Annotated in this window: 22 protein-coding genes and 1 riboswitch; of the genes, 9 read left to right on the top strand and 13 right to left on the bottom strand. The window is 69.4% G+C overall.

Annotated elements, in window-relative coordinates:
• Positions 1-2 precede the first annotated feature (2 nt).
• The 6 genes from Q7J39_RS09990 to Q7J39_RS09965 form a co-directional block, all read right to left on the bottom strand.
• The gene (locus Q7J39_RS09990; RefSeq protein WP_304823720.1) at positions 3-974 is read right to left on the bottom strand and encodes an aldose epimerase family protein; all 972 of its coding nucleotides are present in this window, start codon (positions 972-974) and stop codon (positions 3-5) included.
• Positions 971-1,975, bottom strand: coding sequence for a UDP-glucose--hexose-1-phosphate uridylyltransferase (locus tag Q7J39_RS09985; protein ID WP_304823717.1), 1,005 nt, complete (start codon positions 1,973-1,975; stop codon positions 971-973). Before Q7J39_RS09985 ends, Q7J39_RS09990 begins: the two co-directional genes overlap by 4 nt.
• Positions 1,972-3,105, bottom strand: a complete 1,134-nt coding sequence (galK, locus tag Q7J39_RS09980; protein ID WP_304823714.1) for a galactokinase — start codon at positions 3,103-3,105, stop codon at positions 1,972-1,974. The genes Q7J39_RS09985 and galK overlap by 4 nt, the downstream gene beginning before the upstream one ends.
• Positions 3,102-5,219 carry an alpha-galactosidase gene (locus Q7J39_RS09975; protein WP_304823711.1) on the bottom strand — a complete coding sequence of 706 codons (2,118 nt, stop codon included), beginning with the start codon at positions 5,217-5,219 and terminating at the stop codon, positions 3,102-3,104. The genes galK and Q7J39_RS09975 overlap by 4 nt, the downstream gene beginning before the upstream one ends.
• Complete coding sequence (locus Q7J39_RS09970; RefSeq protein WP_304823708.1) at positions 5,219-6,070, bottom strand: hypothetical protein; 852 nt, start codon at positions 6,068-6,070, stop codon at positions 5,219-5,221. Before Q7J39_RS09970 ends, Q7J39_RS09975 begins: the two co-directional genes overlap by 1 nt.
• 96 nt (positions 6,071-6,166) lie before the next feature.
• Positions 6,167-8,143 (bottom strand): TonB-dependent siderophore receptor, encoded by a 1,977-nt coding sequence (locus Q7J39_RS09965; RefSeq protein ID WP_304823706.1) that lies wholly within the window; start codon positions 8,141-8,143, stop codon positions 6,167-6,169.
• Positions 8,144-8,296: 153 nt separating this feature from the next.
• Positions 8,297-8,490: riboswitch (cobalamin riboswitch) on the bottom strand.
• A gap of 206 nt (positions 8,491-8,696) precedes the next feature.
• On the opposite strand from Q7J39_RS09965, the gene Q7J39_RS09960 reads away from it, so the two are divergent.
• The 5 genes from Q7J39_RS09960 (at position 8,697) to Q7J39_RS09940 (ending at position 11,825) form a co-directional block, all read left to right on the top strand.
• A complete protein-coding gene (locus Q7J39_RS09960) occupies positions 8,697-8,927 on the top strand; it encodes a GFA family protein (RefSeq protein ID WP_304823703.1) in 231 nt (76 codons plus the stop codon).
• Positions 8,928-9,262: 335 nt separating this feature from the next.
• Entirely contained in the window at positions 9,263-9,661 is a 399-nt protein-coding gene (locus Q7J39_RS09955) for a thiol-disulfide oxidoreductase DCC family protein (protein ID WP_304823699.1), read from the top strand.
• On the top strand, positions 9,658-10,638 hold the full coding sequence (locus Q7J39_RS09950) for an NAD(P)/FAD-dependent oxidoreductase (RefSeq protein WP_304823696.1): 981 nt from the start codon (positions 9,658-9,660) through the stop codon (positions 10,636-10,638). The genes Q7J39_RS09955 and Q7J39_RS09950 overlap by 4 nt, the downstream gene beginning before the upstream one ends.
• 60 nt (positions 10,639-10,698) lie before the next feature.
• The gene (locus Q7J39_RS09945; protein WP_304823693.1) at positions 10,699-11,061 is read left to right on the top strand and encodes an MmcQ/YjbR family DNA-binding protein; all 363 of its coding nucleotides are present in this window, start codon (positions 10,699-10,701) and stop codon (positions 11,059-11,061) included.
• Between the two features lie 224 nt (positions 11,062-11,285).
• On the top strand, positions 11,286-11,825 hold the full coding sequence (locus Q7J39_RS09940) for an HD domain-containing protein (RefSeq protein ID WP_304823689.1): 540 nt from the start codon (positions 11,286-11,288) through the stop codon (positions 11,823-11,825).
• Here Q7J39_RS09940 and Q7J39_RS09935 read toward each other — a convergent pair.
• Positions 11,822-13,207 (bottom strand): AMP-binding protein, encoded by a 1,386-nt coding sequence (locus Q7J39_RS09935; RefSeq protein WP_304823686.1) that lies wholly within the window; start codon positions 13,205-13,207, stop codon positions 11,822-11,824. The two genes, Q7J39_RS09940 and Q7J39_RS09935, sit on opposite strands and share 4 nt — an antisense overlap.
• Before the next feature lie 46 nt (positions 13,208-13,253).
• Here Q7J39_RS09935 and Q7J39_RS09930 point away from each other — a divergent pair, with 46 nt between their 5' ends.
• Entirely contained in the window at positions 13,254-13,949 is a 696-nt protein-coding gene (locus Q7J39_RS09930) for a glycosyltransferase family protein (protein ID WP_304823683.1), read from the top strand.
• 7 nt (positions 13,950-13,956) lie between these two features.
• Here Q7J39_RS09930 and Q7J39_RS09925 read toward each other — a convergent pair whose 3' ends face one another.
• The 6 genes from Q7J39_RS09925 to Q7J39_RS09900 form a co-directional block, all read right to left on the bottom strand.
• Entirely contained in the window at positions 13,957-14,421 is a 465-nt protein-coding gene (locus tag Q7J39_RS09925) for a hypothetical protein (protein WP_304823680.1), read from the bottom strand.
• Between the two features lie 61 nt (positions 14,422-14,482).
• On the bottom strand, positions 14,483-15,196 hold the full coding sequence (locus Q7J39_RS09920) for a hypothetical protein (protein WP_304823677.1): 714 nt from the start codon (positions 15,194-15,196) through the stop codon (positions 14,483-14,485).
• A gap of 245 nt (positions 15,197-15,441) precedes the next feature.
• Entirely contained in the window at positions 15,442-15,996 is a 555-nt protein-coding gene (gene pseH / locus Q7J39_RS09915; protein WP_304823674.1) for a UDP-4-amino-4,6-dideoxy-N-acetyl-beta-L-altrosamine N-acetyltransferase, read from the bottom strand.
• Between the two features lie 97 nt (positions 15,997-16,093).
• On the bottom strand, positions 16,094-17,149 hold the full coding sequence (locus Q7J39_RS09910) for a 2-oxoacid:ferredoxin oxidoreductase subunit beta (RefSeq protein WP_304823670.1): 1,056 nt from the start codon (positions 17,147-17,149) through the stop codon (positions 16,094-16,096).
• Positions 17,146-18,993 (bottom strand): 2-oxoacid:acceptor oxidoreductase subunit alpha, encoded by a 1,848-nt coding sequence (locus Q7J39_RS09905; RefSeq protein WP_304823667.1) that lies wholly within the window; start codon positions 18,991-18,993, stop codon positions 17,146-17,148. Before Q7J39_RS09905 ends, Q7J39_RS09910 begins: the two co-directional genes overlap by 4 nt.
• The gene (locus tag Q7J39_RS09900; protein WP_304823664.1) at positions 18,981-20,768 is read right to left on the bottom strand and encodes an FAD-dependent oxidoreductase; all 1,788 of its coding nucleotides are present in this window, start codon (positions 20,766-20,768) and stop codon (positions 18,981-18,983) included. The genes Q7J39_RS09905 and Q7J39_RS09900 overlap by 13 nt, the downstream gene beginning before the upstream one ends.
• Before the next feature lie 300 nt (positions 20,769-21,068).
• Here Q7J39_RS09900 and Q7J39_RS09895 point away from each other — a divergent pair, with 300 nt between their 5' ends.
• The 3 genes from Q7J39_RS09895 to eutC all read left to right on the top strand — a co-directional run bounded on the left by Q7J39_RS09895 (position 21,069) and on the right by eutC (position 23,569).
• Entirely contained in the window at positions 21,069-21,224 is a 156-nt protein-coding gene (locus Q7J39_RS09895; RefSeq protein ID WP_304823661.1) for a hypothetical protein, read from the top strand.
• A gap of 186 nt (positions 21,225-21,410) precedes the next feature.
• Positions 21,411-22,784, top strand: coding sequence for an ethanolamine ammonia-lyase subunit EutB (locus Q7J39_RS09890; RefSeq protein ID WP_304823658.1), 1,374 nt, complete (start codon positions 21,411-21,413; stop codon positions 22,782-22,784).
• Entirely contained in the window at positions 22,784-23,569 is a 786-nt protein-coding gene (gene eutC / locus Q7J39_RS09885; RefSeq protein WP_304823655.1) for an ethanolamine ammonia-lyase subunit EutC, read from the top strand. Before Q7J39_RS09890 ends, eutC begins: the two co-directional genes overlap by 1 nt.
• The last annotated feature ends 31 nt before the right edge of the window (positions 23,570-23,600 follow it).

Here is a 23,600-nt window from a genome sequence, read left to right as displayed (position 1 = left end):
ACTTAGCCCAGCTTGAACACCGTCGTGGTCTTCAGGACCACGCCGGGGCGCAGCAGGGTGGGCAGGAAGTGGGGGTGGTTGGGGGCGTCCGGCGCGTGCTGGGTCTCCAGGGCCACGCCACCCCAGCCGGTATAGGCCGTCAGGCAGGGCTCGGTGGTGTCGATCTGCAGGGACCGGCCCGAGCCTTGGTGGGTCAGGCAGGCGGCCGGCGCCAGGACGCCGCGCTTCTTGTCGGCGAGCACGAAGGTGTGGTCGAGGTCGACCGTCAGCGGGCGGGGCTGGCGGTAGTCCAGCTCGCTCCCGGCGACCGCCATGATCTCACCGGTGGGGACCAGGGCCTCGTCGGTGACCAGAACCCCCTCGGCCAGGATCTGCAGCTCGTGGTCGCGGACGTGCCGCGAGTTCAGCCCGCCCAGGTTCCAGTAGGTGTGGTTGGTGAGGTTCACCACCGTCGGCGCGGTGGTGGTGGCCGAGATCTCCAGCCGCAGCTCATTGCCCCGGGTCAGCTCGTAGACCGCCTGGACCGCAAGCTCGCCGGGGAAGCCCATGTCGCCGTCCGGGCTGACATGGGTCAGGGTGAGCTTGGCGCCGACCCGGGTCTCCTGGGCCTTGGCGGCCCAGACCGTCTTGTCGAGGCCGACGCGGCCGCCGTGCAGACAGTTTCCGCCCTCATTGCGGTCGAGGTCGTAGTCACAGCCGTCGATGGAGAACTGGCCGCGGGCGATGCGCCCGGCATAGCGCCCCACCAGGCAGCCGAAATAGCGGGGGCTCTCCAGGTAGCGTTCCAGGTGGTCATAGCCGAGGACGATGTCGTCGAGCTCGCCGTCACGGTCGGGGCTGCGGATCGACTGGATGGCGCCGCCATAGGTGAGGATGCGCACCGAGACGCCATGGACGTTGTTGAGCGTATAGGCGTCCACCATCCGGCCATCGGGCAGATGGCTGAGCGGCTTCATGGTGATGGGGGCGTTCATGTCAGGTCCCGCAGACGCGCCGCGGCCTCCTCGGGCGTCAGGTCGCGTTGGGGCATGGCCAGCATCTCGTAGCCGACCATGAACTTGCGCACCGAGGCCGAGCGCAGGAGGGGCGGATAGAAATGGGCGTGCAGGGTCAGGTGCGGGTGGTCACCCCCGTCGGCGGGCCGCTGGTGGAAGCCCATGGTGTAGGGGAAGGCGACGTCGAACAGCCGGTCATAGGCCTTGGTCAGGCGCGAGAGGATGTCGGCCAGACCGGCGCGCTCGGCCGGGGTCAGGTCGTCCAAACCGGTGACCGGCCGGCGCGGCAGGACCATGGCCTCGAAGGGCCAGGCGGCCCAGAAGGGGACCAGGGCCACGAAGGCGTCATTGGCGCAGATGATCCGCTCACCGGCCGCCAGTTCGCGCGCCAGGTAGGCCGACAGCAGGGTCTCGCCGTGGGTCTCGAGCCAGACACGCTGCTGCTGGGCCTCGCGGACCTGCTCGTTGGGGACGTGCTGCTGGGCCCAGACCTGGCCGTGGGGGTGAGGGTTGCTGGCCCCCATCATCTCGCCCCGGTTTTCGAAGATGGTGACCGCGCCGATGTCCGGGCGGGCGGCGAGCTCGGTGAACTGGGCGGTCCAGGTCTCGACCACCGCCTCGATCTCGCGCGGGCTCATGCCCGCCATGGTAAGGCTGTGGTCGGGGCTGTAGCAGATCACCCGGCAGAGCCCGGCCTCGGGCTCACGCACCAGCAGGGGGTCGTCGGACACGCCCTCGGAAAGGCCGGGCAACAGGGCCGGATAGTCGTTGTCGAAGACGTAGACCCCCTCGTAATTCGGGTTGCGGACCCCGCCCGCCCGCATCACCCCGGCGCAGAGATAGCAGGCCGGGTCGTGGGCCACCCGCTCGCGGGGCGCGGCCTCGCTGGCCGCCCCCTGCCAGGGCCGGCTGACCCGCTGCGGCGAGACCAGCACCCAGTCGCCGGTCAGCAGGTTGAGGCGCCTCTCGGGCCGGCTCACGCGAAGACCTCGGACGCGCCGGCCACCGCGCGGCAGACGAAGGCCTCCGGGGTTTCACCGATCACGGCGCCGTAGGCCCCGGCGATGGCGGCCTGGACGTCGCCGGCCGCCGCGCTGTCCACCAGGGCGATGACGCAGCCGCCGAAGCCGCCGCCCATCAGCCGGGCGCCATGCACGCCCGGCGTCGCCTGGGCGATGGCGGCCAGCTGATCGATTACCGGCAGGCTGACCTCCATGTCGTCGCGCAGGGAGGCGTGGGACTGGTTCATCAGCGCACCCAGGGCCGCGAGGTCGCCGGCGGCCATGGCGGTTTCGGCCCGGCCCACCCGGGCGTTCTCGGACACCACGTGGCGGCAGCGTTTGGCGGCATCACCGCTGAGCTTTCGCAGGGCGGCAGGCAGGTCGGCCTCGGCCAAATCGCGAAGGGTCGGGACGCCGAGGGTGCGGGCGGCAGCCTCGCAGTCCTCGCGCCGCTGGCGGTACTCGCCGCCCACCAGCCGGTGGCTGACCATGGAGTTGACCAACAGGAAACTCGCGTCGTCCGGCAGGGGAGCGGGCGTGGCCTGCAGGCTGCGGCAGTCCAGCATCAGGGCCCCGTTCTCGATCCCGTTGGCCGAGGCGTAACTGTCCATGATCCCGCAGGGCATGCCCACGAAGCGGTTCTCCGAAGCCCGGGTCCAGCAGGCCACCTGGACGCCATCGGCCTCTAGGCCGGAGAGCGCCAGCAGGGCGCGGGTCACCGCCACCTGCAGGGCCGCCGAGGAACTGACGCCGGCCCCGACCGGCACGTCCGAGGCGATCAGCAGGTCGGCGCCCACGACGGCCAGGCCCGCCTCCAGCAGGGTCTTGGCGGGTCCGGCCACATAGTCGGCCCAGTCTCCGCGCGGGGCCAGGGCCGAGAGGTCGGCCTCCATCTCCTCGCCGAAGGTCTGGGAGACCGCGCGCAGCCGCGCCAGGCCGTTGGGGGCCGCAGCCACCAGGCACCAGCGGTCGATGGCGGCCGGCAGGACGAATCCCTCGGAATAGTCGGTGTGCTCGCCGATGATGTTGATACGACCCGGCGCGCGGAACAGGCGCGGCTGCGCGCCGAAGCGCGCGCGGAAGTCGGCGGCCAGGGTCGCAGGGTTCACGGTGCGATCCGCGTCAGGCGAAAGACCGCGATCTCGCCGGCCCGCATCACCGGCAGGGGGAGGCCCGTCCCGGCCAGCATCGCGCCGCTGGCGACCAGGGTGTCGCCCTTCACCAGGGGAATGCGCCGCTTCATCACCGCGAAGGGCCGTTCGGGCGGGTTGAGCATGGTGATCTCATAGTCCGCCTCGGGCTCCAGGCCCACCATGCGCAGAGGCGCCAGGGCCGCGGCCTTCGAGGTTTCCACCTGGGCGGCGGAGACCAGCACGCTGGCCGCCCCCACATTGGCGAAGGCCAGGCAGTCGGGATGTTCCAGGCGCAGGGTGCGGCCGGCATGCAGGTCGGCGCGCAGGGTCTTGTGCAGGGCGATGGCGGCGGCCAGTTGCGCTCGCTCCTCGGGGGTGAAGGCCCGCAGGTCGGCCTCGATCCCCATATGCCCGCCAAGCGCGGTCATGGCTCGCAGGTCGAGGCTGGCGGTGCGCGCGGTGGTGTGGCTGGCGGCCGCGCCCACGTGAGACCCCATGACCTCGGGCGGGAAGAAGATCGAGAAGCCGCGCTGGATCGCCTGGCGCTCGATGGGGTCGTTGCAGTCTGACGTCCAGATGCGGTCGGTGCGCCTGAGAATTTCGTAGTCGGCCCGACCGCCGCCCGACGAGCAGCTCTCGATCTCGACGTGCGGGTGGGCGGCGCGCAGGCGGTCCATCAGGGCATAGACCGCCAGGGTCTGGTTGTGGACCGCCGCCCGCCCGCCGCTGAGCGCGTGGGTCAGGTCGCGGTTCATGTCCCACTTCAGATAGCCGATGGCGTTGTCGCGCAGCAGGGCGTCGATCTGGCCGAAGATATTGTCGGCCACCTCGGCCCGAGTCAGGTCCAGCACGTACTGGCCGCGCCCCAGGGGCTGGTCACGGCCGGGATCGCCCAGCACCCAGTCGGGATGGGCCCGCAGCAGGTCGGACTCGGCATTGGCCATCTCCGGCTCGACCCAGAGGCCAAAGTCCATGCCCAGGCCGCGGACGTGATCGATCAGCGGGGTGAGGCCGTCAGGATACTTGGCCGGGTCGACCGTCCAGTCGCCGAGGCCCGAGCGGTCGTCGGGGCGGCCATTGAACCAGCCGTCGTCCAGGACGTAGCGCTCGGCGCCGGCCTGGGCGGCGAGGTCGGCCAGGCCCTTCAGGGTGGCCAGGTCGTGGTCGAAATAGATGGCTTCCCAGCCGTTGTAGTGCACCTTCCGGGTCTTGCCCCGGAGCCGGCCGCCGAGGATGACGTCGCGGACGAAGGGGTGCAGCCGGTCGGAGAGACCGTTCAGCCCGGTCGCCGAGCGGGCCATGTAGAGGGCCGGGGTCTCGTAGCTTTCCCCCTGCCCCAGGATCACCTCGCCGGGGTGCAGCAGTTCGCCGGCCTGGAGCTGGATGCGGCCGTCCCGCAGGCGCTCGGCGAAGATGCGGTGGTCGCCGCTCCAGGCCAGGTGCAGGGCGAAGGCTTCGCCGCGGGTCTCGCTGAAGCCGGTCTCGCCCACCACCGCGAAGGGCGGGGCGTAGTGGGAGGTGCGGCCGGTGCGGTTTTCCTTAGCGATCAGGCCGGTGGAGATCGTCTGGCGGACCGGCGCGAATTCGCGGGTCCAGCGGCCGTCGAACAGCAGCAGGTCGTTGTGGGGACTGTCGAAGGCGCCGGCCGCCAGCCAGTCCACGGTCAGGGGCTCCGTGCCCAGATTGCGCAGCTTGGCCCGGCTGGTGAGCACGCCGGTGGCGGCCTCCAGGGTGAGGGTCAGGGTCAGCTCGACGCCGGCGGCTGCGTCCCCCAGCACCAGGGTCGCGGCGCCCGGAGCGAGGTCGACGTCGCGCAAGGTCATCTGGCTGACCAGCTCGGCGCCATTGCGGTGGGCCAACAGGGCGGGATGGCCGGTGAACCCCTGCCCGGCTTCCGGCAGCCAGGTCAGCCGCTCGCCGCCGTCCAGCATGCCGTGCGGGATGGCGCGGATCGACAGCCGCGCCAGGGCCGGGAGCGGGTCGGCGGGACCGAGGTCCGGGCCCCAATAGACCAACCGCGGGGCGCCCGCCTCCGTGGTCAGGAACACCAGGCTCTCGCCCCCGCCATCCAGCCGGAATCCCTGAGCCATCAGACGGCCGCCTTGGGGGTCATGACCAGCCACGGGGTGGGCCGGATGCGCCACTCCCAGACCGCGATCAGGTGGTCCAGGTGCCCCTGGGCGGCCAGCCAGTCTGGCAGGGGCACGCTCTTGCCCTGCGGGTTCAGACGCTGGATGTCGTGGGTTGCGGCAAAGCGCTCCCGCAGCCGTTCCAGCACGCCTGGCCGATAGACGTCGTGGGTCTCGACGATCAGGCTCATCTTCGCCAGGGCCGGGGAGAGATCCGGGCGCAGCAGGTCGTCCTCGGCGCCCTCGACGTCCATCATCACCAGGCACTTGCGGTCGGCGAATTCCTCGAAGCCCTCGGGGGTGAAGGTCTCGCGGACCACCACCCGGTCGGCGACGCCGTTCTTGGCGGCCAGCTCGGCGCAGGCCCGCCGGGCCTTCTCCACGATGTCGTAGGCGTAGACGGTGACCCGCGGCATCAGCCGGGCCAGGCCCACGGCGTAGTAGCCCTCGGCGCAGCCGACATCGACGATGCAGTCCAGGTCCTCGCCGGCGAACCGGGCGATGGCCGGGTGCAGTTCGGATTCGTAGGAGCCCAGCAGGCGGGGGGCGAGCGCCCCCTCGGTGGCCTCGCCGACATAGTCCATGCCGGCGAAGGGGCCGCTGAGGATCTTGGCGCCCTCCCGGCGCAGCAGGGCGTCGGCGATCAGCCGCGATCGCCAGATGGCCAGGACCCGCAGGAGCGTGCCGAGTTCGGGCTCGCTGGCCAGGGGCGGATCGCGGGCCACCCTCGCCTTGATCCAGGCCGCCACGGTTTCGAAGTTGTTCATCACCCGACCATAGCCGGGCGCGCCGGGCGCAGGCCAGACGCTCAATGCACGCTCAGGGGCGCCGGCTGGCCTTGGGCGGCCAACCCGTCCTCCAGACAGAGCCGCGGCGGGGGCGCTGCCCCGCCGCAAACCCTTATCGCATCAGAACTTGGCGCGCACGCCCACCGTGGCGGTGCGCCCCTGAGTCCCGTAGTTCCGGGCCGTTTCGTAGCTGTCGTCGAAGACGTTATCGACCCGGCCATAGACCTCGAAGGTCTCGTTCACCGGGTAGGCCGCCCGCAGGTCCAGCAGGGTGAAGCTCTGCAGGGTGTAGCTGCCCGCGGCATTGTCGAAGCTGGCCCCGACATACCGAATGGCGGCCGTCGTGGAGAGACCAACCGGCCATTCGTAGGTGGCCGCCAGGTTGGCCTGGTGCTCGGGCCGGCGGGCCAGCTGTTTGCCCTGATTGGCGCCCGCCGAGCGGTTCTCGGTATGGGTCCAGGTGTAGTTGGCGTCGAGGCTGAAGGGGCCCTGTTCGACCGCCGCCACCAGCTCAACCCCATGCGCAGCGGTCTTTGCGGTATTGGCGTAGTAGCCGAAGCGGGGCGCCCCGCCGGGGTTGCAGATGGCCGTCAGCGAGCCGAAGGCGCAGGAGACGAAGTCGATCTGGTTCTCGGTCTCGCGGGCGAAACCGGTGGCCGACACCACGAGCCAACCCTCGCCCACCGTGTGCTCGATCCCGACGTCCCAGGCGTCGGCCTGCTCGGCGGCCAGGCCCAGGTTCCCGTACTCGCTGTAGAGCTGATAGAGGGTCGGGGCCTTGAATCCTTGGCCGAAACTGGCGCGGAGCACCGTGCCCTGCCCCACCGACCAGGCGGCCGCCAGCTGTCCCAGGCTGTGGTCGCCGAAGGTGTCGTGGCTGTCGCGGCGCAGGCCGACACTGACCGACAGGTGATCGCCGAGGTCCCCACGAACCTGAGCATAGAGGCTGTCGATCCCCACCTTCGCCCGCGCGGTCGGCGGGTTGGGCGCAAAGGCCGAGGGCGCGCGGGTGCGGAAGCTGGCCGCCTCGCTCTCGGCGCCGAAGGTGGCGGTCCAGGTGGGCGCGATCTCAAAGGTCCCCTGGTACTCCCAGCGCCTGTTGCGGCCGGTGGAGTCGAAGGTGACCGGCGTCATCGCCTGGGCCGGGTCATAGTTCAGGGTGTCGGAATTGGTGTAGCCGAAGGCCAGGCGGTTGCGGAACCGGCCGTCCAGCAGCGCGACGTTGAGGCCGGCGTAAGCCACCAGCTCCTCCATCTCGCCATACTGGGCGGTGTCGGCGAAGGCGTAGAGCGGGGCCGGGAAGCCGTCGAAGTCGTTGCGGCTCTGGGTATAGACCGCCCGCAGGTCGAGCGAGAGCGCCTCGCTGGCGATCACCCGGGCCCGGCCGCTGAGCGCGGTGACCCGGTGGCCGTCATCCTCGGCCCCGCCGGCCACGGCCGACACCCCGTCGGTCTGGTCGTGGCTGGCCGACAGCCGCCAGACCAGGTGGTCGCTGATCCCGCCGGCCGCGCCGCGCACATAGGAACTGTTCTGCGTGCCCACCTCGGCCTGCAGCCCGCCCTCCAGGGCCCGGGTCGGCTCGGCGGTGACGATGTTGATCACCCCGCCGATCGCCTGGCTGCCCCACAGGGTCGACTGGGCGCCGCGCAGGATCTCGAGGCGCGCCACGTCGCCGGTCAGCAGGTTGGCGAAGTTGTAGCCGCCGCCCGGCGCCGAGGGGTCGTTGATCTTCACCCCGTCCACCACGGCCACGGTCTGGTCGCCCTCCGCCCCGCGGATGCGCAGGGTGGTGATGCCGCCCGGCCCGCCGTTGCGGGAATAGGCCACGCCCACGGTGCGCGAGACCAGGTCGGAGACCAGCACCTGCTGGCTGGCCGCGATGACGGCCGCGTTCAGCACGGTCACCGACTGGCCGACCTTGGCCGGGTCCTGCGGCCCGCGGGCGGCGGTGACGATCAGCTCGCTGACCGGATTGGCGGCCTCGGCCCCGGCGGCGTCGGGGGTGGGAGCCTTGTCGCCGGCCAGGGCCGAGGTCGAGGTGAGAACAGCCACGGCGAACGCGGCGGCGGCGGTGGTCGAGTAGAGATAGGTCTTCACGGGTCTTGCCCCTTCATCTGACGACGAGCCGCCACCAGGCGACAGACGTCACGACCCCGGGGTGGGGATCAGGGCGCACGATCGCCGGGCCACGGCCCAACAAACGTCGCCTCTCGGGACTAATCCCCGTTCGCTCGGCGCACCCCGGCCGGTCGAAGGACGACTGCGTCAGGCAGGTCTCCTGGCTCACGGGTCAACGCCCATTGCGCGCCGCCTTCCCAGACCCCGAAGGACCCAGTGGCTGATGGCGCGCGGGCTCGCCGCTTACAGTTGCGGGGGCAGCCCAGGTGTCTCACCTGAGTTCCCTTTTCATCTCCTCGCGGAGAACCTGTCGCAGGGGGGGGTTTAGGGCGAAGGTGGGGTGGGGGTCAATGTGGGGGGGAGCCCTAACGTTCCCGCCAGCTTAGCCAAACTTTCAATTGACGTCGTCTCGCGGAATAGAGCCATGTTCCAGCGCTTAAGGTGGACCGAGCAGCGTCAATCTTGTCGTAGGCTATGCGGGCGCGCTCTGCCCAGTTGTCGGGCATGGGATCCCGTGGCCGTCTGAGCCCCCATGCCCACCCTCGCCACCTGCCACTGCGCCGCCGTCCGCCTCACCTGTGAGGCCGCGCCCGTTGAGGTGACCGAGTGCACCTGCTCCATCTGCCGGCGCTATGGGGTGCTGTGGGCCTATTACGAGCCTGCCCAGGTGCGGATCGAGGGTGGGGCGACCGAGGTCTATGAGTGGGATGACCGGTCGATCGGGTTTCATCGCTGCGTCGCCTGCGGCTGCGTCACCCACTAGAGCGCCAACGACCCGGGGGTGAACCGGATGGGGGTGAATGCGCGGCTGATGGACCTGCAGGTTCTGGCCGCGGCGCGGGTGCGGCATCTGGATGGGGCGGTGAGCGAGCGGTATCTGGACTGAGGGGGCGTGGTCGCGGCGAGGCCGGACGGCGGGCGCCCTGCCCTCTGATCCGAGGCGGGGGTCCTCGGGACAAGCCCGAGGATGACGGTTGAGGGGTTGGGCCCCTGGGTCCTCGGGGAATTCGGTGACAGGGCCGGGCCCATCAGGCCCGCCGACCTGCATCCTTCCGCCAAGCGGCGCCGTACCGACGGAGGCGTTGGAGGCGCAAGGCGATGGCGGGTCCGGTTGAGGTGACGGTCTGGTACGACGGCGACTGTCCGTTGTGCCGCAACGAGATCGCGGTGCTGCGCGCCCTGGGCGGCAAGGTCGCCTTCGTCGACCTGTCGATCGGCGAGCCCTGCCCGATCGACCGCGCGGCCATGAAACTGCGGTTCCACGCCCAGGCGCCGGGCGGGCCGCTGCTGTCGGGCGCCGAGGCCTTCGCCGCCATGTGGCGCGCCGTGCCGCCGCTGCGGCCCCTGGGGGAGATGGCGCGGTCGCCGCGGGTGCTGGCGCGGCTGGAGCGTCTCTATCTCGGCTTCCTGAAGATCCGGCCCTGGCTGCAGGCCCTGCTGGGCGGCCCCCGCCGACCCGGCCCCGACGACCGAGGCCGCGACCGGGCGCGCACGTGACGCGGCGCGTCGCGGTGATCGGGGCGGGCCTGGCGGGCCTGGCCTGCGCCACGGTCCTGAGCCGCGCCGGCCATGCGGTCACGGTGCTCGACAAGGGCCGCGGACCGGGCGGGCGGATGTCGGCGCGGCGGGTGGAGACGCCCCTGGGCCAGGTGACCTTTGACCATGGGGCGCAGTATTTCACCGCCCGGGACCCGGGATTTCAGGCCCAGGTGCGGGCCTGGGCCCTGGCCGGGGTCTGCGCGCCCTGGCCCGCGGCCGGCGAGGGGGCGTGGGTGGGGACCCCGGCCATGAACGCGCCGATCCGCGCCCTGGCGCAGCCCCTGGACGTGGTGTGGGGCCGCCGGGTGGAGGCGATGGTCCGGGGCGAGGCGGGCTGGACCCTGATCGCCGACGGGGCGCCGCCGCTGGAGACCGATGTGGTGATCGTGGCTGTGCCCGCCGAGCAGGCCGCGGTGCTGCTGGACGGCCACGACGCGGCGGGGGCGAGCCTGGCCCGGGCGACCCCGGCCCAACCCTGCTGGACGGTGATGGCGGCCTTCGCCGAACCGCTGCCGGTGGCGGCCGACATCCTGCGCAGCCAAGGGACGATCGGCTGGGCCGCGCGCAACAGCGCCAAGCCGGGGCGCGGCGGCCCCGAGGCCTGGGTGATCCAGGCCAGCCCGGACTGGTCGGCGGCCCATCTGGAGCTGCCGGCCGAGGCGGTGGCCGATCGGCTGGCGGGCGCCTTCGCCGAGCTGGCGGGGGTCGACTGGCCCGCGCCCCTGTCGCTCGCCGCCCACCGCTGGCGCTACGCCCGCTCCGGGGCGGCCGGGGCGCAGGCCCTGTGGTCGCCGGAAACCGGCCTGGGGGTTTGCGGCGACTGGCTGGTGGGACCGCGGGTGGAGTGCGCCTGGCTGTCGGGCCTGGCCCTGGCCCGCGCAATCGCGGCCGCGCCCGCGCCGGTCGAGGTGAGGCGGGGAGACCTTGCGATCTGATCCGTAGCGGAGATCATGGGTCCTCGGGACAAGCCGAGACGACGGTGGTGGGGGCGGGGAATGTTGAGTGCCGATCCGGAGGTTGTGCTGGCCCGGCTGCGGGGGTTGGCCCTGGCGCTCGCCGAGACCGACGAGGTGGTGAGCCACGGCATCCCGGCCTTCCGGGTGGCGGGCAAGATGTTCGCCTATTTCCGCCACGACCATCACGGGGACGGCATGACCGTGGTCTGCGTGAAGACCTCCGGCCGCGACGAGGCCGAGATGCTGATCGAGGCCGATCCGGAGCTGTTCAGCAAGCCGGCCTATCTGTGGCCGTCGGGCTGGGTGGGGATGAGCCTCGTCGACTGTGACTGGGACCATGTGGCGGGGCGGCTGGAGACCAGCTGGCGGCTGGCGGCGCCGAAGCGGCTGGTGAAACCCTGATCCTTCTCCCCTTGCGGGAGAAGGTGGCCGGTCGGAGACCGGTCGGATGAGGGGTCACGCTCCCCTCTCCGCGCGCTTCCCACGGCCCCAACCCGATAGACCGGTGCGACCCCTCATCCGTCGGGCCTTCGCCCGACACCTTCTCCCGCAAGGGGAGAAGGACGCTTGGTTGTGTGGAGGATCGTGGGTTAGGCTGATCCCAACGAGATCAAAGGGAGAGCACCATGTTCACCGACATGCGCCAGGGGACCCAGGAACACTGGAAGGTGATCGGCGCGGGGCATCGCGTCCATCAGCAGACCACCGCCCCGATGCAGATCATGGACACCCTGCGCCGACTGGAGCCCATGGAGCTGGGCTTCGCCGCCAACCAGCTGACCCACAGCCTGATGGCCGGGACCCTGGCGCGCCGCGACGGGGCCACCGACGAGGAGGTCGTGGCCGCCCTGTGCCACGACATCGGCAAGGTGTTGTCGATCCCCAACCACGGGCCGATCGCGGCCGAGATGCTGAAGCCCTACGTCAGCGACGACATCTATCACGCCATCTACTGGCACCAGGATTTCCAGGGCGCCTACTACTACGAGTTCCTGGGCAAGCCGGGCACCTTGCGGGAAAACTTCCGCGAGGAGAGCTGGTACGCCATGGCCGAGAAGCTGGTGGACCGCTGGGACGCGCCGGCCTTCGACCCCGGCTTCGACGTCGACAGCCTGGAGAGCTTCGAGGACCAGGTGGTGAAGGTGTTTTCTTCGCCGAAGCGTTAGCCGAACGTCCCCGCATAGGTCTGGCGCAGCAGGTTCTTCTGCACCTTGCCCATGGCGTTGCGGGGCAGGTCGGCCACGAAGAAGATGCGTTTCGGCGCCTTGAAGGCGGCCAGCTGCTCGCGGAGCGTGGCGATCATGGCGGCCTCGTCGCCGGCGCCGATCACCACGGCGGCGACGGCCTCGCCGAAGTCGGGGTGCGGCAGGCCGATGACGGCGCTCTCGGTGACGCCGGGCAGTTCGTCGAGGATCAGCTCGATCTCCTTGGGATAGACGTTGTAGCCGCCGCAGATGATCAGGTCCTTGGCGCGGCCGGAGATCCAGACGCGGCCGTCAGGGTCCTGGCGGCCCACGTCGCCGGTCATGAAGTAGCCGTCGGCGGTGAAGTCCTCGGCGGTCTTGTCGGGCATCCGCCAGTAGCCGGAGAAGACGCTGGGGCCCTTGATCTCGATGACGCCGGTTTCCTCGCCGCCGCCGATGCGCAGGTCCACGCCCGGCAGGGGATAGCCGACGCTGCCGGCGATGCGGTCGCCCGCCAGGGGGTTGGTGGTGATGATCACCGCCTCGCTCATGCCGTAGCGCTCCAGGATTCGCTGGCCGGTGCGCTGCTCGAACGCGGCGAAGGTCGACTCCAGCAGGGGGGCGGAGCCGCAGATGAACAGGCGCATGTGGGCGGCGGCGGCCCGCGTGAAGCCAGGGTTGGCCAGCAGGCGGGTGTAGAAGGTGGGGACGCCCATCATCACCGTGGATTTCGCCAGGCCGGCCAGCAGCGGAGCGTCCTCGTACTTGGCCAGCCAGACCATCGGCGCCCCCGACAGGAAGGCGCAGTGCAGGGCCACGAACAGGCCATGCACGTGGAAGATCGGCAGGGCGTGCAGCAGGACGTCGGCCGGGGTGAACCCCCAGGCCTCGTGCAGGGCGGTGGCGTTGGCGAACAGCGCCCCGTGGGTCAGCATGGCGCCCTTGGAGCGGCCGGTGGTGCCGCTGGTGTAGATGATCGAGGCCAGATCCTCGTCGGCGCGGGGGACGCTGGTGGCGAGCGGGGCGTGGGCGGCGGCCTCGGCGGCCAGGGCGACGGCGTCCTGCACGAAGACCCGCGGCTCGGCGTCGGTGAGGAAGTAGTCCACCTCGCTGGCGGTATAGGCGGTGTTGAGCGGCAGGAAGACGGCGCCGGCCTTGAGGGTGGCGAGATAGAGCATCACCGCTTCCGGCGTCTTCTCGGTCTGCACCGCCACCCGGTCGCCCGGGACCACGCCTCTTGAGATGAGCAGGGCGGCAAGGCGCGCCGCGCCCGCATTGAGCTCGCCATAGGTGATCTGCGCGCCGTCCGGCAGCAGGAAGCAGGGCGCGTCGGAGGCGGTGATGAGGCGGTCATAGAGGTTCATGGCCGCCAGCCTACCGCGACGCGGGCGGCGCCGTTAAGGTGGTGAAATGATCCTAGGCATTCTCCAGGCGCGGATGAGCTCGACCCGGCTGCCCGGCAAGGTGCTGGCCGAGGTGGCCGGCATGCCGATGCTGGGCCGCCAGGTGGAGCGGCTGCGGCGGTCGAGGCGGATGGACGAACTGGTGCTGGCCACCAGCGACCAGGCCAGCGACGACGCGCTGGCCGACTATGCCGCGCGGCTGGACCTGACGGTGGTGCGCGGCGCCCTCGACGACGTGCTGGGGCGGTTCGGGCGGGCGCTGGAGGCCTTCCCGGAGGCGGCCACGGTGGTGCGGATGACCGCCGATTGTCCGCTCACGGATTGGCGGGTGCTGGACGCGGTGATCGACCACCGGGCGGCGACCCGCGCCGACTATGCCAGCAATACCCCGGAGGTGCGGACCTATCCCCACGGCCTGGACATCGAGGTGATGACCGCCCAGGCCCTGCGCACCGCGCTCTTCGAGGCGACCGACCCCTATGAGCGCGAGCACGTGACCCCGTTCCTGTACCGGAACCCCCGGCGCTTCCGGCTCGAGTTCCTGTCCCAGACCCCGTCCCTGGCCCACCTGCGCTGGACCGTGGACCACCCGGACGACCTGGACTTCGTGCGCCACGTCTACGGGACGCTGCACGCCGCCAACCCCGACTTCGGCATGGCGGAGATCGCGGCGCTGGACTGGAACAGTTCCAAGGCCGTCTGATCTCGCCTCAATAGGCCATGAAGCTGTCCAGCCCCAGCAACTCCGGGAGGCTGCCGATGTCCTTGGTGGCCCGAACCTGCGCGAGCAGCGGCGCCAGAACGTTGTCGGACTCGTCGTACTGACCGTAGTCCTCGGGAAAGGCCTCCAACGAGGCGCAGACTCGCGCCTGCACCTCCCTGAGCGACAGGGGCTCAAGCGTCTCCAGCTCGAGCTCGACGCGGGACTGCGGTGTGGAAAGCAACCTTGAGATCGCCCAGGCGAACCAGGATTCCGCTCGTCCTGTTCGGGTTGCCGACCGGACGATCCAGCGTCGACCCTTGGCGTCCACAAGTTCCATGCCGACGTGCATGTTGTCCTTGAGCGCCTTCGGCCCGCACGATGTGAGGATATTCAGGTCTTGGAACGCCCAGATCTCAAGGTCGGGTGTGAAGCCCAGAACCGGAAATTCAAGCCCCGCGTCCGCCGCTTTCATCTGCGCCCCCGATCTGGAACGTATAGTGAACACCGGAATGATCTAGCACGCAAGGGGAGACCTAGCGTTTGGGGAAAGACCTCGGACTCGCCGGATCGGATGCCCGGTTGAGATTGTCCCAAGTATCAGCCGCATAGCCAGCAACACCGGTCGGCAGGGCCTTCATCCAATCGGTCGTTCCATACCAGAACTGTCGGACCGGATCGTACCTTGGCTTTCCCATCCAACTGCCCGTAAGTCGACGATGTTGCTCCACCGGAAGCGTCTTCAGCAGAGCATAGTGGTTGCGCCAATCTTGAGCGCTCCGACTGGTCCCATTGAGCGGAATGGTGTGGTGGATCTCTTCGCCCTTGGTGGCTAGGCCAGCCCTGCGAATCTTTTTGGCTGCCGCGCCTGCGGTGACGGATCCCTTCTTGAGGACGGTAATGCCCTTGCTGGCGGCCCGGACTCCCTTGACGGCGACACCAACGGGCAGGGCGTCTGTAACCGCCATCAGCCCGTTGAAAGCCGCGCCGCCATAGTCCCCGTCCTGAAGGTCGGCGACCGCTTCCCAGGCAGGTCCGACAACCGGAATGAACGACTCCGCCAGGTTTGGCCGCGGAATCTCCGGGCCGTTCTGGAAGTCGTGAAATGCATCTTGGGCGACGTCGAGTGGCGAGCGAAAGCCACCATCTTCCGCCTCCCGCTTCGCCCTTAGCTTGTCCATCTCCTGGTCGTACAAATCGCCGGCGGGATCCGGCACGGTGCGCGATTGACCGCGTGGCGCGAGGGCCATTTTCTTCTCCGTGAATGAGAATGGAGGTCACACGCGTCCCCTCCCTCAACGGGCGGAGGCTCTGCCTCTAACGACGCGCAGTAACAGGATTCAAAGCGCGTTCTTGCTGCAGCCATTGTCCGCCGAGGCGGGTGGCGAGGCGCAGTGATTTCGCACGGACGAACGTCTCACGGAAGGGCTGCTCTGTCAAGAACAAATAGAGAACAAATTCTCTGACCTTGGAAGCCACTGTTCGAGCGGCAGGCTCAGATCTCAAACCCCCGCGCCCGCAGGCGCTCGACGCTGGCCGGGCGGGCCTTGGCCCAGTCGGCGGCGAGGATGGCGAGCCCCACCACGTCGTGGGGCTGGCCGGCCTTCCAGACGTGGGCGCGGTAGAGGGCCTCGCGCTGGAAGCCGAAGGACTCGTGCATCTTCCAGACGGCCTCGTTCTCCAGCAGCACCTCGCAGCAGAGCTTGTTGAGGCCCAGCGTCCGAAACACGTGGTCGAGGACGAAGACCTCGACGAAGGCCCCGACCCCCTTGCCGCGCACCGACGGGCTGGCGAGGTAGTAGGCCCAGGCGGCCTTGCGGTTGGCGGGCGAGATGTCGGCGAGGTTGGCCAGGCCGACGGGTTCGCCGTCCAGTTCGATGATCCAGTATTTGCGGCTCGGATCACCAGCGAGGCCGGCGAACCAGCGGTCGTGCTCGGGACGCGTGATCTCGTGGTCGGAATACATCCAGCGCGCCACCTCGGGCAGGTTGCGCCAGGCCAGCAGGCGGTCGCTGTCGTCGGGGGTCAGGGCGCGGAGGGCCACGGTCATGGGGGTGAGGATCGCGCAATTCGCGCGGCGATGGAATGGCCGACAGGCCCCCTCACCCTGCCCTCTCCCCCGCATAGGGGGAGAGGGCAGGGTGGCGCTAGCGCAGGCTGGCGTTCAGGCGTTCCAGCACTTTCGAGCCCGGGATCAGTTCGGCGTCGGTGAGCTGGTTGAGGGGCGTCTCCACGGTCTCCAGGCCTTCGTGCAGGTCGGTGGCCTTGGGGTCGACATAGAGCAGGCCGGTGACCACCTCGCCCTGGGCCTGGCGGCCGGCGAGATAGGCCATGGCCGAGATGCGGTCGGTGGGATCGTAGTGCTCGGCCAGCTTGTGCAGGTTGAGCACCGAGCCGTCGTGCTGGGTGACGAGCGTGTTGGTCCCCGGCTCATAGTCCAAGTGGATCGCCTCGCGCGGCACCACGAAGTCCAGGGTGTTCACCGCCTCGTTGTGATCGCGGACATAGTCGAAGCTCTTGGTGGAGCCCGCGTGGTTGTTGAACTGGATGCAGGGGCTGATGCAGTCGATGAAGGCCGAGCCCTGGTGGCTGAGCGCCGCCTTGATCAGCGGCACCAGCTGGGCCTTGTCGCCAGAGAAGGAGCGGGCGACGAAGGTGGCGCCCAGCTGCAGGGCGACGCTGACCAGGTCGATGGCGCTGTCGTGGTTGACCACGCCCTTCTTGGACTTCGAACCTTTGTCGGAGGTGGCGGAGAACTGGCCCTTGGTCAGGCCGTAGACCCCATTGTTCTCGACGATATAGGTCATGTTCACGCCGCGCCGGATGGCGTGGGCGAATTGGCCGAAGCCGATGGAGGCGCTGTCGCCGTCGCCCGAGACGCCGAGATAGATCAGGTCGCGATTGGCCAGGTTGGCGCCGGTGAGCACTGAGGGCATGCGGCCATGCACGGTGTTGAAGCCGTGGGAGGCGCCCAGGAAATAGTCCGGAGTCTTGGACGAGCAGCCGATCCCCGACAGCTTGGCGACCCGGTGCGGCGGCAGGTCCAGTTCGTAGGCCGCCTGGATGATGGCCGCCGAGATCGAGTCGTGGCCGCAGCCGGCGCAGAGGGTGGAGACCGAGCCCTCGTAGTCGCGCCGCGTCTTGCCCAGCGCGTTCTCCACCAGGCGGGGGTGATGTAGCTGAGGCTTGGTGATGTAGGTCATTCGGCGGCCTCCGGGACCTGACGGCGTTCCGGCGTCGGCTCGGCCGGGGTGAGGCGCCCGGCGATCTCGCCGGTAATGAAGCGGGCGGTGATCGGCGTGCCATCATAGTGCAGCACGGCGGTGAGCTTGGCCGGATCGACCCCGCCCTCGTTCATGATCAGGGTGCGCAGCTGGCCGTCGCGGTTCTGCTCCACCACGAAGACCTCGTCATGGGCGGCGATGAAGTCGAACACCTCGTCGGCGAAGGGGAAGCCGCGAACGCGCAGGGCGTCGACGTGGCGGCCCTGGGCTTCCATGACCTGCAGGGCCTCGTCCATGGCCGCGCCGGTGGAGCCGTAATAGATCACTCCGGTGCGGGTGGGCCTGGCGGCGTCGCGGCGGACCGGAGCGGGGACTAGGCCCTTGGCGGTCTCGAACTTCCGCAGCAGGCGCTGGACGTTGTCGACATAGACGCTGCCCTCCTCGCTGTAGCGGGCATAGGGATTGCGCGAGGTGCCGCGGGTGAAATAGCCGCCCTTTGTGGGGTGGGTCCCGGGATAGGTGCGGAAGGGGATGCCGTCGCCGTCGACGTCGAGATAGCGGCCGAAGTCGCGGCCGGCCTCCAGCTCGTCATGGGTCATGACCTTGCCGCGATCGAGCGTGCGGCTGTCGTCCCAGGCGAAGGGTTCGGTCAGCCACTCGTTCATGCCGATGTCGAGGTCGAGCATGACGAAGATGGTGGTCTGCAGGCGGTCGGAGAGATCGAAGGCCAGAGCCCCCATCTCGAAGCATTCGCCCGGATCCTGCGGCAGCAGCAGGACGTGCTTGGTGTCGCCGTGGCTGGCATAGGCGGCCGAGAGGATGTCGGACTGCTGGGTGCGGGTGGGCATGCCGGTGGACGGGCCGCCGCGCTGGACGTCGAAGATCACCGCCGGGATTTCGGCGAAATAGGACAGGCCGACGAACTCCTGCATCAGCGAGATGCCGGGACCGGAGGTGGCAGTGAAGGCCCGCGCCCCATTCCAGCCGGCGCCCACCACCATGCCGATGGAGGCGATCTCGTCCTCGGCCTGGACGATGGCGTAGCGCGCCTTGCCGGTCGCAGGGTCCGTCCGGTAGTCGCCGCAGAATTCGGTGAAGGCCTCGGCCAGGGAGGTGGACGGGGTGATGGGATACCAGGCGCAGACCGTGGCCCCGCCATAGACGGCGCCCAGGCCGGCGGCCATGTTGCCCTCGACATAGATGCGGTCGCCCACCTTGTCGGCGCGGCGCGCCCGCAGGCCCAGGGGCTGCAGGTTGGCCTTCACATAGTCGGCGCCCATGTGCAGGGCCGCGACATTGGCGGCTATCAGCCGTTCCTTGCCGGCGAACTGCTCGGCCAGCAGCTGCTCGATGACCGCGATCTCGATGTCCAGCAGGGCGGCGAGCGCGCCGACATAGATGGTGTTCTTGAACAGCTGGCGTTCGCGCGGGACCGAATAGGCCTCGTTGCACATCCGGGTCAGGGGCACGCCGACCACCGTGATGTCCTCGCGGAATTTCGACGGCGGCAGCGGCTTGGTGGAGTCGTAGAACAGGTAGCCGCCGGGCTCGATCTCGGCGAGGTCGCGGTCCCAGGTCTGTGGGTTCATGGCCACCATCATGTCCACCCCGCCGCGCCGGCCCTGGTGGCCGGCCTCGGTGACGCGGACCTCGTACCAGGTGGGCAGGCCCTGAATGTTGGAGGGGAAGATGTTGCGGGCCGCCACCGGCACGCCCATCCGCAGGAAGGACTTGGCGAACATGGCGTTGGCGCTGGCCGAGCCCGAGCCGTTGACGTTGGCGAACTTGACGACGAAGTCGTTGACGGCCTCTAGCGGGCGCATGGCTTTTCCCCCGCGTGGGTCATCTCAAGGGTGAATTGCTGCATGTCCCAGGCGCCGGTGGGACAACGCTCGGCGCACAGCCCGCAGTGCAGGCAGACGTCCTCGTCCTTGACCATCACCCGGCCGGTCTTCAGCTCGCCGGAGACGTAGAGGTCCTGGGTGAGGTTGAGGGCCGGAGCGCTGAGCCGCATCCGCAGGTCACCCTCCTCGCCATTGGCGGTGAAGGTGATGGCGTCCACCGGGCAGATATCGACGCAGGCGTCGCACTCGATGCAGATCGGCTCGGCGAACACCGTCTGGACGTCGCAGTTCAGGCAGCGCTGAGCCTCGGCGAGACCGAGCTGCAGATCAAAGCCGAGTTCGACCTCCAGCTTCACGTTCTTCAGGGACTCGTCCTTGCCCCGCAGCGGCACGCGATGGCGCAGATCGTTGGAGATGTCGTTGTCATAGCTCCACTCGTGGATGCCCATCTTCTGGCTGACCATCGTCGTGCCCGGCGGCGGCCGGTCGCGGACGTCCTGGTCCTGGCAGAACCTGTCGATGGAGATCGCCGCGTCGTGGCCCTGGGCCACGGCCCAGATGATGTTCTTGGGTCCGAAGGCGGAGTCGCCGCCGAAGAACACCTTGGGCAGGGTGGACTGGAAGGTGACCTCATCGACCTTGGGCATGCCCCACTCGTCGAAGTCGAGACCGAGGTCGCGCTCGATCCAGGGGAAGGCGTTCTCCTGGCCGACGGCCACCAGCACGTCATCGCATTCGAAGTGCTGGTCGGGCTCGCCGGAGGCAACCAGCTTGCGGCGGCCACTCTCGTCGAACTGGGCCACGACCTTCTCGAAGATCACGCCGGTGAGGCGACCATTGTCGTGGGTGAATTCCTTGGGGACCAGGAAGTTGAGGATCGGGATATCCTCGTGGAGGGCGTCTTCTTTCTCCCAGGGGGAGGCCTTCATCTCGTCGAAGCCGGAGCGGACGATGACCTTGACGTCCTCGCCGCCGAGCCGGCGCGAGGTGCGGCAGCAGTCCATGGCGGTGTTGCCGCCGCCCAGCACGATCACCCGCTTGCCGATCCGCTCCACGTGCTCGAAGGCGACGCTGGAGAGCCAGTCGATGCCGATATGGATATTGGCGGCGGCCTCCTTGCGGCCGGGCAGGTCCAGGTCGCGGCCGCGCGGGGCGCCGGTGCCGACGAAGACCGCGTCGTAGGTCTCGTCCTGCAGCAGGCTCTTGAGGCTGTCGATCCGCTGGCCCAGGCGCATGTCGATCCCGAGGCCGGTGATGTAACCGACCTCCTCGTCGATCACCTCTTCCGGCAGACGGAAGCGCGGGATCTGACGGCGGATCATGCCGCCGGCCTTGGCGTCGCCGTCAAAGACCACGACGTGGTAGCCGAGGGGGGCGAGGTCTCGCGCCACGGTGAGCGCGGCGGGGCCGGCGCCCACCAGGGCCACCGTCTTGCCGTTGCGCGGCGCGACCTGGGGCAGGAAGGCGGTGATGTCGGTCTTGTTGTCGGCGGCCACCCGCTTCAGCCGGCAGATGGCGACGGGCTCGTCCTCCACCCGGCCACGGCGGCACGCCGGCTCGCAGGGGCGATCGCAGGTGCGGCCGAGGATCCCCGGGAAGACGTTGGACCGCCAGTTGACCATATAGGCGTCTGAGTAGCGGCCGTCGGCGATCAGGCGAATATATTCGGGGACCGGCGTATGGGCCGGACAGGCCCACTGACAATCGACGACCTTGTGAAAATAGTCAGGCCCATCGGTACTGGTGCGCTGCAAAACAATTTCCTTCCCGCAACGCTCTACTCTCGCAGTTGCGAAGCGCTCTCCCCTTGGCAGGAAAGCGTTTCGCCGACCCCGACGCGGCGTTGGAAATCATCTAAATACCGTTCCACGCCCAGGCCAATACGCTTTCTGATCATCGATCACTGAAATCGGCGCCGCACCCGAACGCAGCCGGCGGGGTCAACACTGCGTGAGAGTCCGACCCCGACGTCTCATGACGCTTTCCTTAACGAGGGATGAACGGCAATCTGGCCTTCCCGCGACAGGCGAGCGCTAACCTTGGAGAAGCGTCCGATGCCGAACGAAATGGAACTGCTGCCGGACGCCATCGTCTCGCCGTTCGACGACGAGGTGTCCTACGCCGACTCCCTCAGCGCCGATGTCGAGATCAACGACCGCCGCGCCCGCGCCGAGAACGCCGAGACGATGCGGCTGGCGAGAGCTCTGTAATAACCCGCTCATCCCGGCGAAGGCCGGGACCCAGATTCATCTGAGGCGCGGTGTTATCTCGCTGCTCAATTGGGCGCGTCCTGAAATCAAAGTGGGCTTCACCTGGGTCCCGGCCTTCGCCGGGATGAGCGGGGTTGGGAGCTTTGCCCGAAGGCGCCATGATCGCCACCTCAAGCGGGGCGCGCCATGGGCTATCGACAGGTCGTGGGCACGACCACCTGGACCTTTCCGGACCTGAAGGACCTGCTGGCCAAGGCCTCGCCGCTGCGGTCGGGGGACGCCTTGGCGGGCCTGTCGGCCTCCTGCGCCCAGGAGAACGTGGCCGCCAAGCTGGCCCTGGCCGACGTGCCGTTGAAAGCCCTGCTGGACCAGCCGCTGGTCCCCTATGAGACAGACGAGGTCACCCGACTGATCTGCGACAGCCACGACGCGGCCGCCTTCGCCCCCCTCGCCTCCCTGACCGCCGGTGAATTCCGCGACGTCCTGCTGGCCCAGACCACCACACCGGCGGTCCTGGCCCGCCTCGCGCCCGGAATCACCCCGGAGATGGCGGCGGCGGTGAGCAAGCTGATGCGCAATCAGGACCTGATCCTGGCGGCCTCGAAATGCCGCGTGACGACGAAGTTCCGCAACACCATCGGCCTACCGGGAACCCTCGCCGTGCGGCTGCAGCCCAACCACCCTACCGACGACCCGGCCGGCATCACCGCCAGCGTGCTGGACGGCCTGATGTACGGTTGCGGCGACGCGGTGATCGGCGTCAATCCGGCCTCCGACAGCCTGGCGGCGACCGGCGAACTTCTGCGCCTGCTGGACGGACTGATCGGGCGGTTTGAAATTCCCACCCAGGCCTGCGTCCTGGCCCACGTCACCACCAGCCTTGAATTGATCGAGCGCGGGGCTCCGGTGGATCTGGTGTTCCAGTCCATTGCGGGGACGCAAGCCGCCAACGCCAGTTTCGGGGTGAACCTGGCCCTGCTGAAGGAGGGCCGCGAGGCCGCCCTGTCGCTGAAGCGCGGCACGGTGGGCGACAATGTCATGTACTTCGAAACCGGCCAGGGCTCGGCCCTGTCGGCGGGCACCCATCATGGGGTGGACCAGCAGACCCTGGAGGCCCGCGCCTATGGCGTGGCCCGGGCCTTCGATCCCCTGCTGGTCAACACCGTCGTCGGCTTCATCGGGCCCGAGTACCTCTATGACGGCAAGCAGATCATCCGGGCGGGCCTTGAGGACCACTTCTGCGGCAAGCTGCTGGGCGCGCCCCTGGGCTGCGACGTCTGCTACACCAACCATGCCGAGGCCGATCAGGACGACATCGACACCCTGCTGACCCTGCTGGCCACGGCCGGCGTCACCTTCGTCATGGGGGTGCCCGGCGGCGACGACGTGATGCTGAACTACCAGTCCACCTCCTTCCACGACGCCCTCTATGTCCGCGAGTTGCTAGGGCTGAAGCGGGCCCCGGAGTTCGAGGCCTGGCTGGCGCGGCTGAAGATCACCGGCGGGGACGGGCGGCTGCTGCCGCCCACCGCGAGCCATCCCCTGTTGACCGGCGCCTGATGGGCAAGTCCCCAGCCCGTGATCCGTGGACGCATCTGACCGGCCTGACCCCGGCGCGGATCGCGCTCGGCCGCGCCGGCCCCGCCCTGCCGACCCGCGAGGTCCTGGCCCTGTCCCTCGCCCATGCCCAGGCCCGCGACGCGGTGCACGCGCCCTTCGAGGGGGATGCGGTCGCGGCAGGCTTGCGGGCGCTCGGCCATGTCACGGTCCAGGTGGTCAGCGCCGCGCCGGACCGGGCGACCTATCTGCGCCGGCCGGACCTGGGCCGGAAGCTGTCGGACGCCGGTCGGACCGCCCTGGAGGCCGCCGAACCGCATGGAACCGACCTGGTGCTGGTGGTGGCCGACGGCCTCTCCAGCGCCGCGGTCCATGCCCACGCGGTTGCGCTGGTGGCGGCGCTCGCGCCCTATGTCGACCGCGCCGCCTGGAGCCTCGGGCCGGTGGTGATCGCCACCCAGGCCCGCGTGGCCCTGGGCGACGAAATCGGCGAAATCCTGGGCGCATCCATGGTCGCCCTGCTGGTGGGGGAGCGGCCCGGCCTGTCGAGCCCTGACAGCCTGGGGGTCTATCTGACCCACGGTCCGCAGGTGGGCCGCACCGACGCCGAGCGCAACTGCATCTCCAATATCCGTGCCGACGGCCTCTCCTATGACGAGGCCGCCTTCAAGCTGGCCTGGCATGTCGCCGAGGCCCGGCGGCTGGGCCTGACCGGCCTGGCGCTGAAGGATGAGAGTGACCTGGTCAGCCTGACCGCCGGGAGCCTGGCCCCACGGCCGGCGGTCTGACGCACGGGCCAGACTGCGGCGAATATTCGCG

The organism is Phenylobacterium sp., from assembly GCF_030651185.1.
Classification (GTDB): Bacteria; Pseudomonadota; Alphaproteobacteria; order Caulobacterales; family Caulobacteraceae; genus Phenylobacterium.
The sequence above is the reverse complement of the archived record's forward strand: the minus strand, read 5'-3'. Positions and strand labels throughout refer to the sequence as shown.

Bases quoted from the DNA above. Each gene is read 5' to 3' on its own strand.
- Q7J39_RS09895 (WP_304823661.1), top strand. From the start codon at position 21,069: ATGCCGAACGAAATGGAACTGCTGCCGGACGCCATCGTCTCGCCGTTC.
- Q7J39_RS09945 (WP_304823693.1), top strand. From the start codon at position 10,699: ATGTTGAGTGCCGATCCGGAGGTTGTGCTGGCCCGGCTGCGGGGGTTG.
- Q7J39_RS09925 (WP_304823680.1), bottom strand. From the start codon at position 14,421: ATGAAAGCGGCGGACGCGGGGCTTGAATTTCCGGTTCTGGGCTTCACA.
- pseH (WP_304823674.1), bottom strand. From the start codon at position 15,996: ATGACCGTGGCCCTCCGCGCCCTGACCCCCGACGACAGCGACCGCCTG.
- Q7J39_RS09940 (WP_304823689.1), top strand. From the start codon at position 11,286: ATGTTCACCGACATGCGCCAGGGGACCCAGGAACACTGGAAGGTGATC.
- eutC (WP_304823655.1), top strand. From the start codon at position 22,784: ATGGGCAAGTCCCCAGCCCGTGATCCGTGGACGCATCTGACCGGCCTG.
- Q7J39_RS09975 (WP_304823711.1), bottom strand. From the start codon at position 5,219: ATGGCTCAGGGATTCCGGCTGGATGGCGGGGGCGAGAGCCTGGTGTTC.
- Q7J39_RS09960 (WP_304823703.1), top strand. From the start codon at position 8,697: ATGCCCACCCTCGCCACCTGCCACTGCGCCGCCGTCCGCCTCACCTGT.
- Q7J39_RS09935 (WP_304823686.1), bottom strand. From the start codon at position 13,207: ATGAACCTCTATGACCGCCTCATCACCGCCTCCGACGCGCCCTGCTTC.
- Q7J39_RS09890 (WP_304823658.1), top strand. From the start codon at position 21,411: ATGGGCTATCGACAGGTCGTGGGCACGACCACCTGGACCTTTCCGGAC.
- Q7J39_RS09920 (WP_304823677.1), bottom strand. From the start codon at position 15,196: ATGGCCCTCGCGCCACGCGGTCAATCGCGCACCGTGCCGGATCCCGCC.
- Q7J39_RS09910 (WP_304823670.1), bottom strand. From the start codon at position 17,149: ATGACCTACATCACCAAGCCTCAGCTACATCACCCCCGCCTGGTGGAG.
- Q7J39_RS09990 (WP_304823720.1), bottom strand. From the start codon at position 974: ATGAACGCCCCCATCACCATGAAGCCGCTCAGCCATCTGCCCGATGGC.
- Q7J39_RS09905 (WP_304823667.1), bottom strand. From the start codon at position 18,993: ATGCGCCCGCTAGAGGCCGTCAACGACTTCGTCGTCAAGTTCGCCAAC.
- Q7J39_RS09955 (WP_304823699.1), top strand. From the start codon at position 9,263: ATGGCGGGTCCGGTTGAGGTGACGGTCTGGTACGACGGCGACTGTCCG.
- Q7J39_RS09930 (WP_304823683.1), top strand. From the start codon at position 13,254: ATGATCCTAGGCATTCTCCAGGCGCGGATGAGCTCGACCCGGCTGCCC.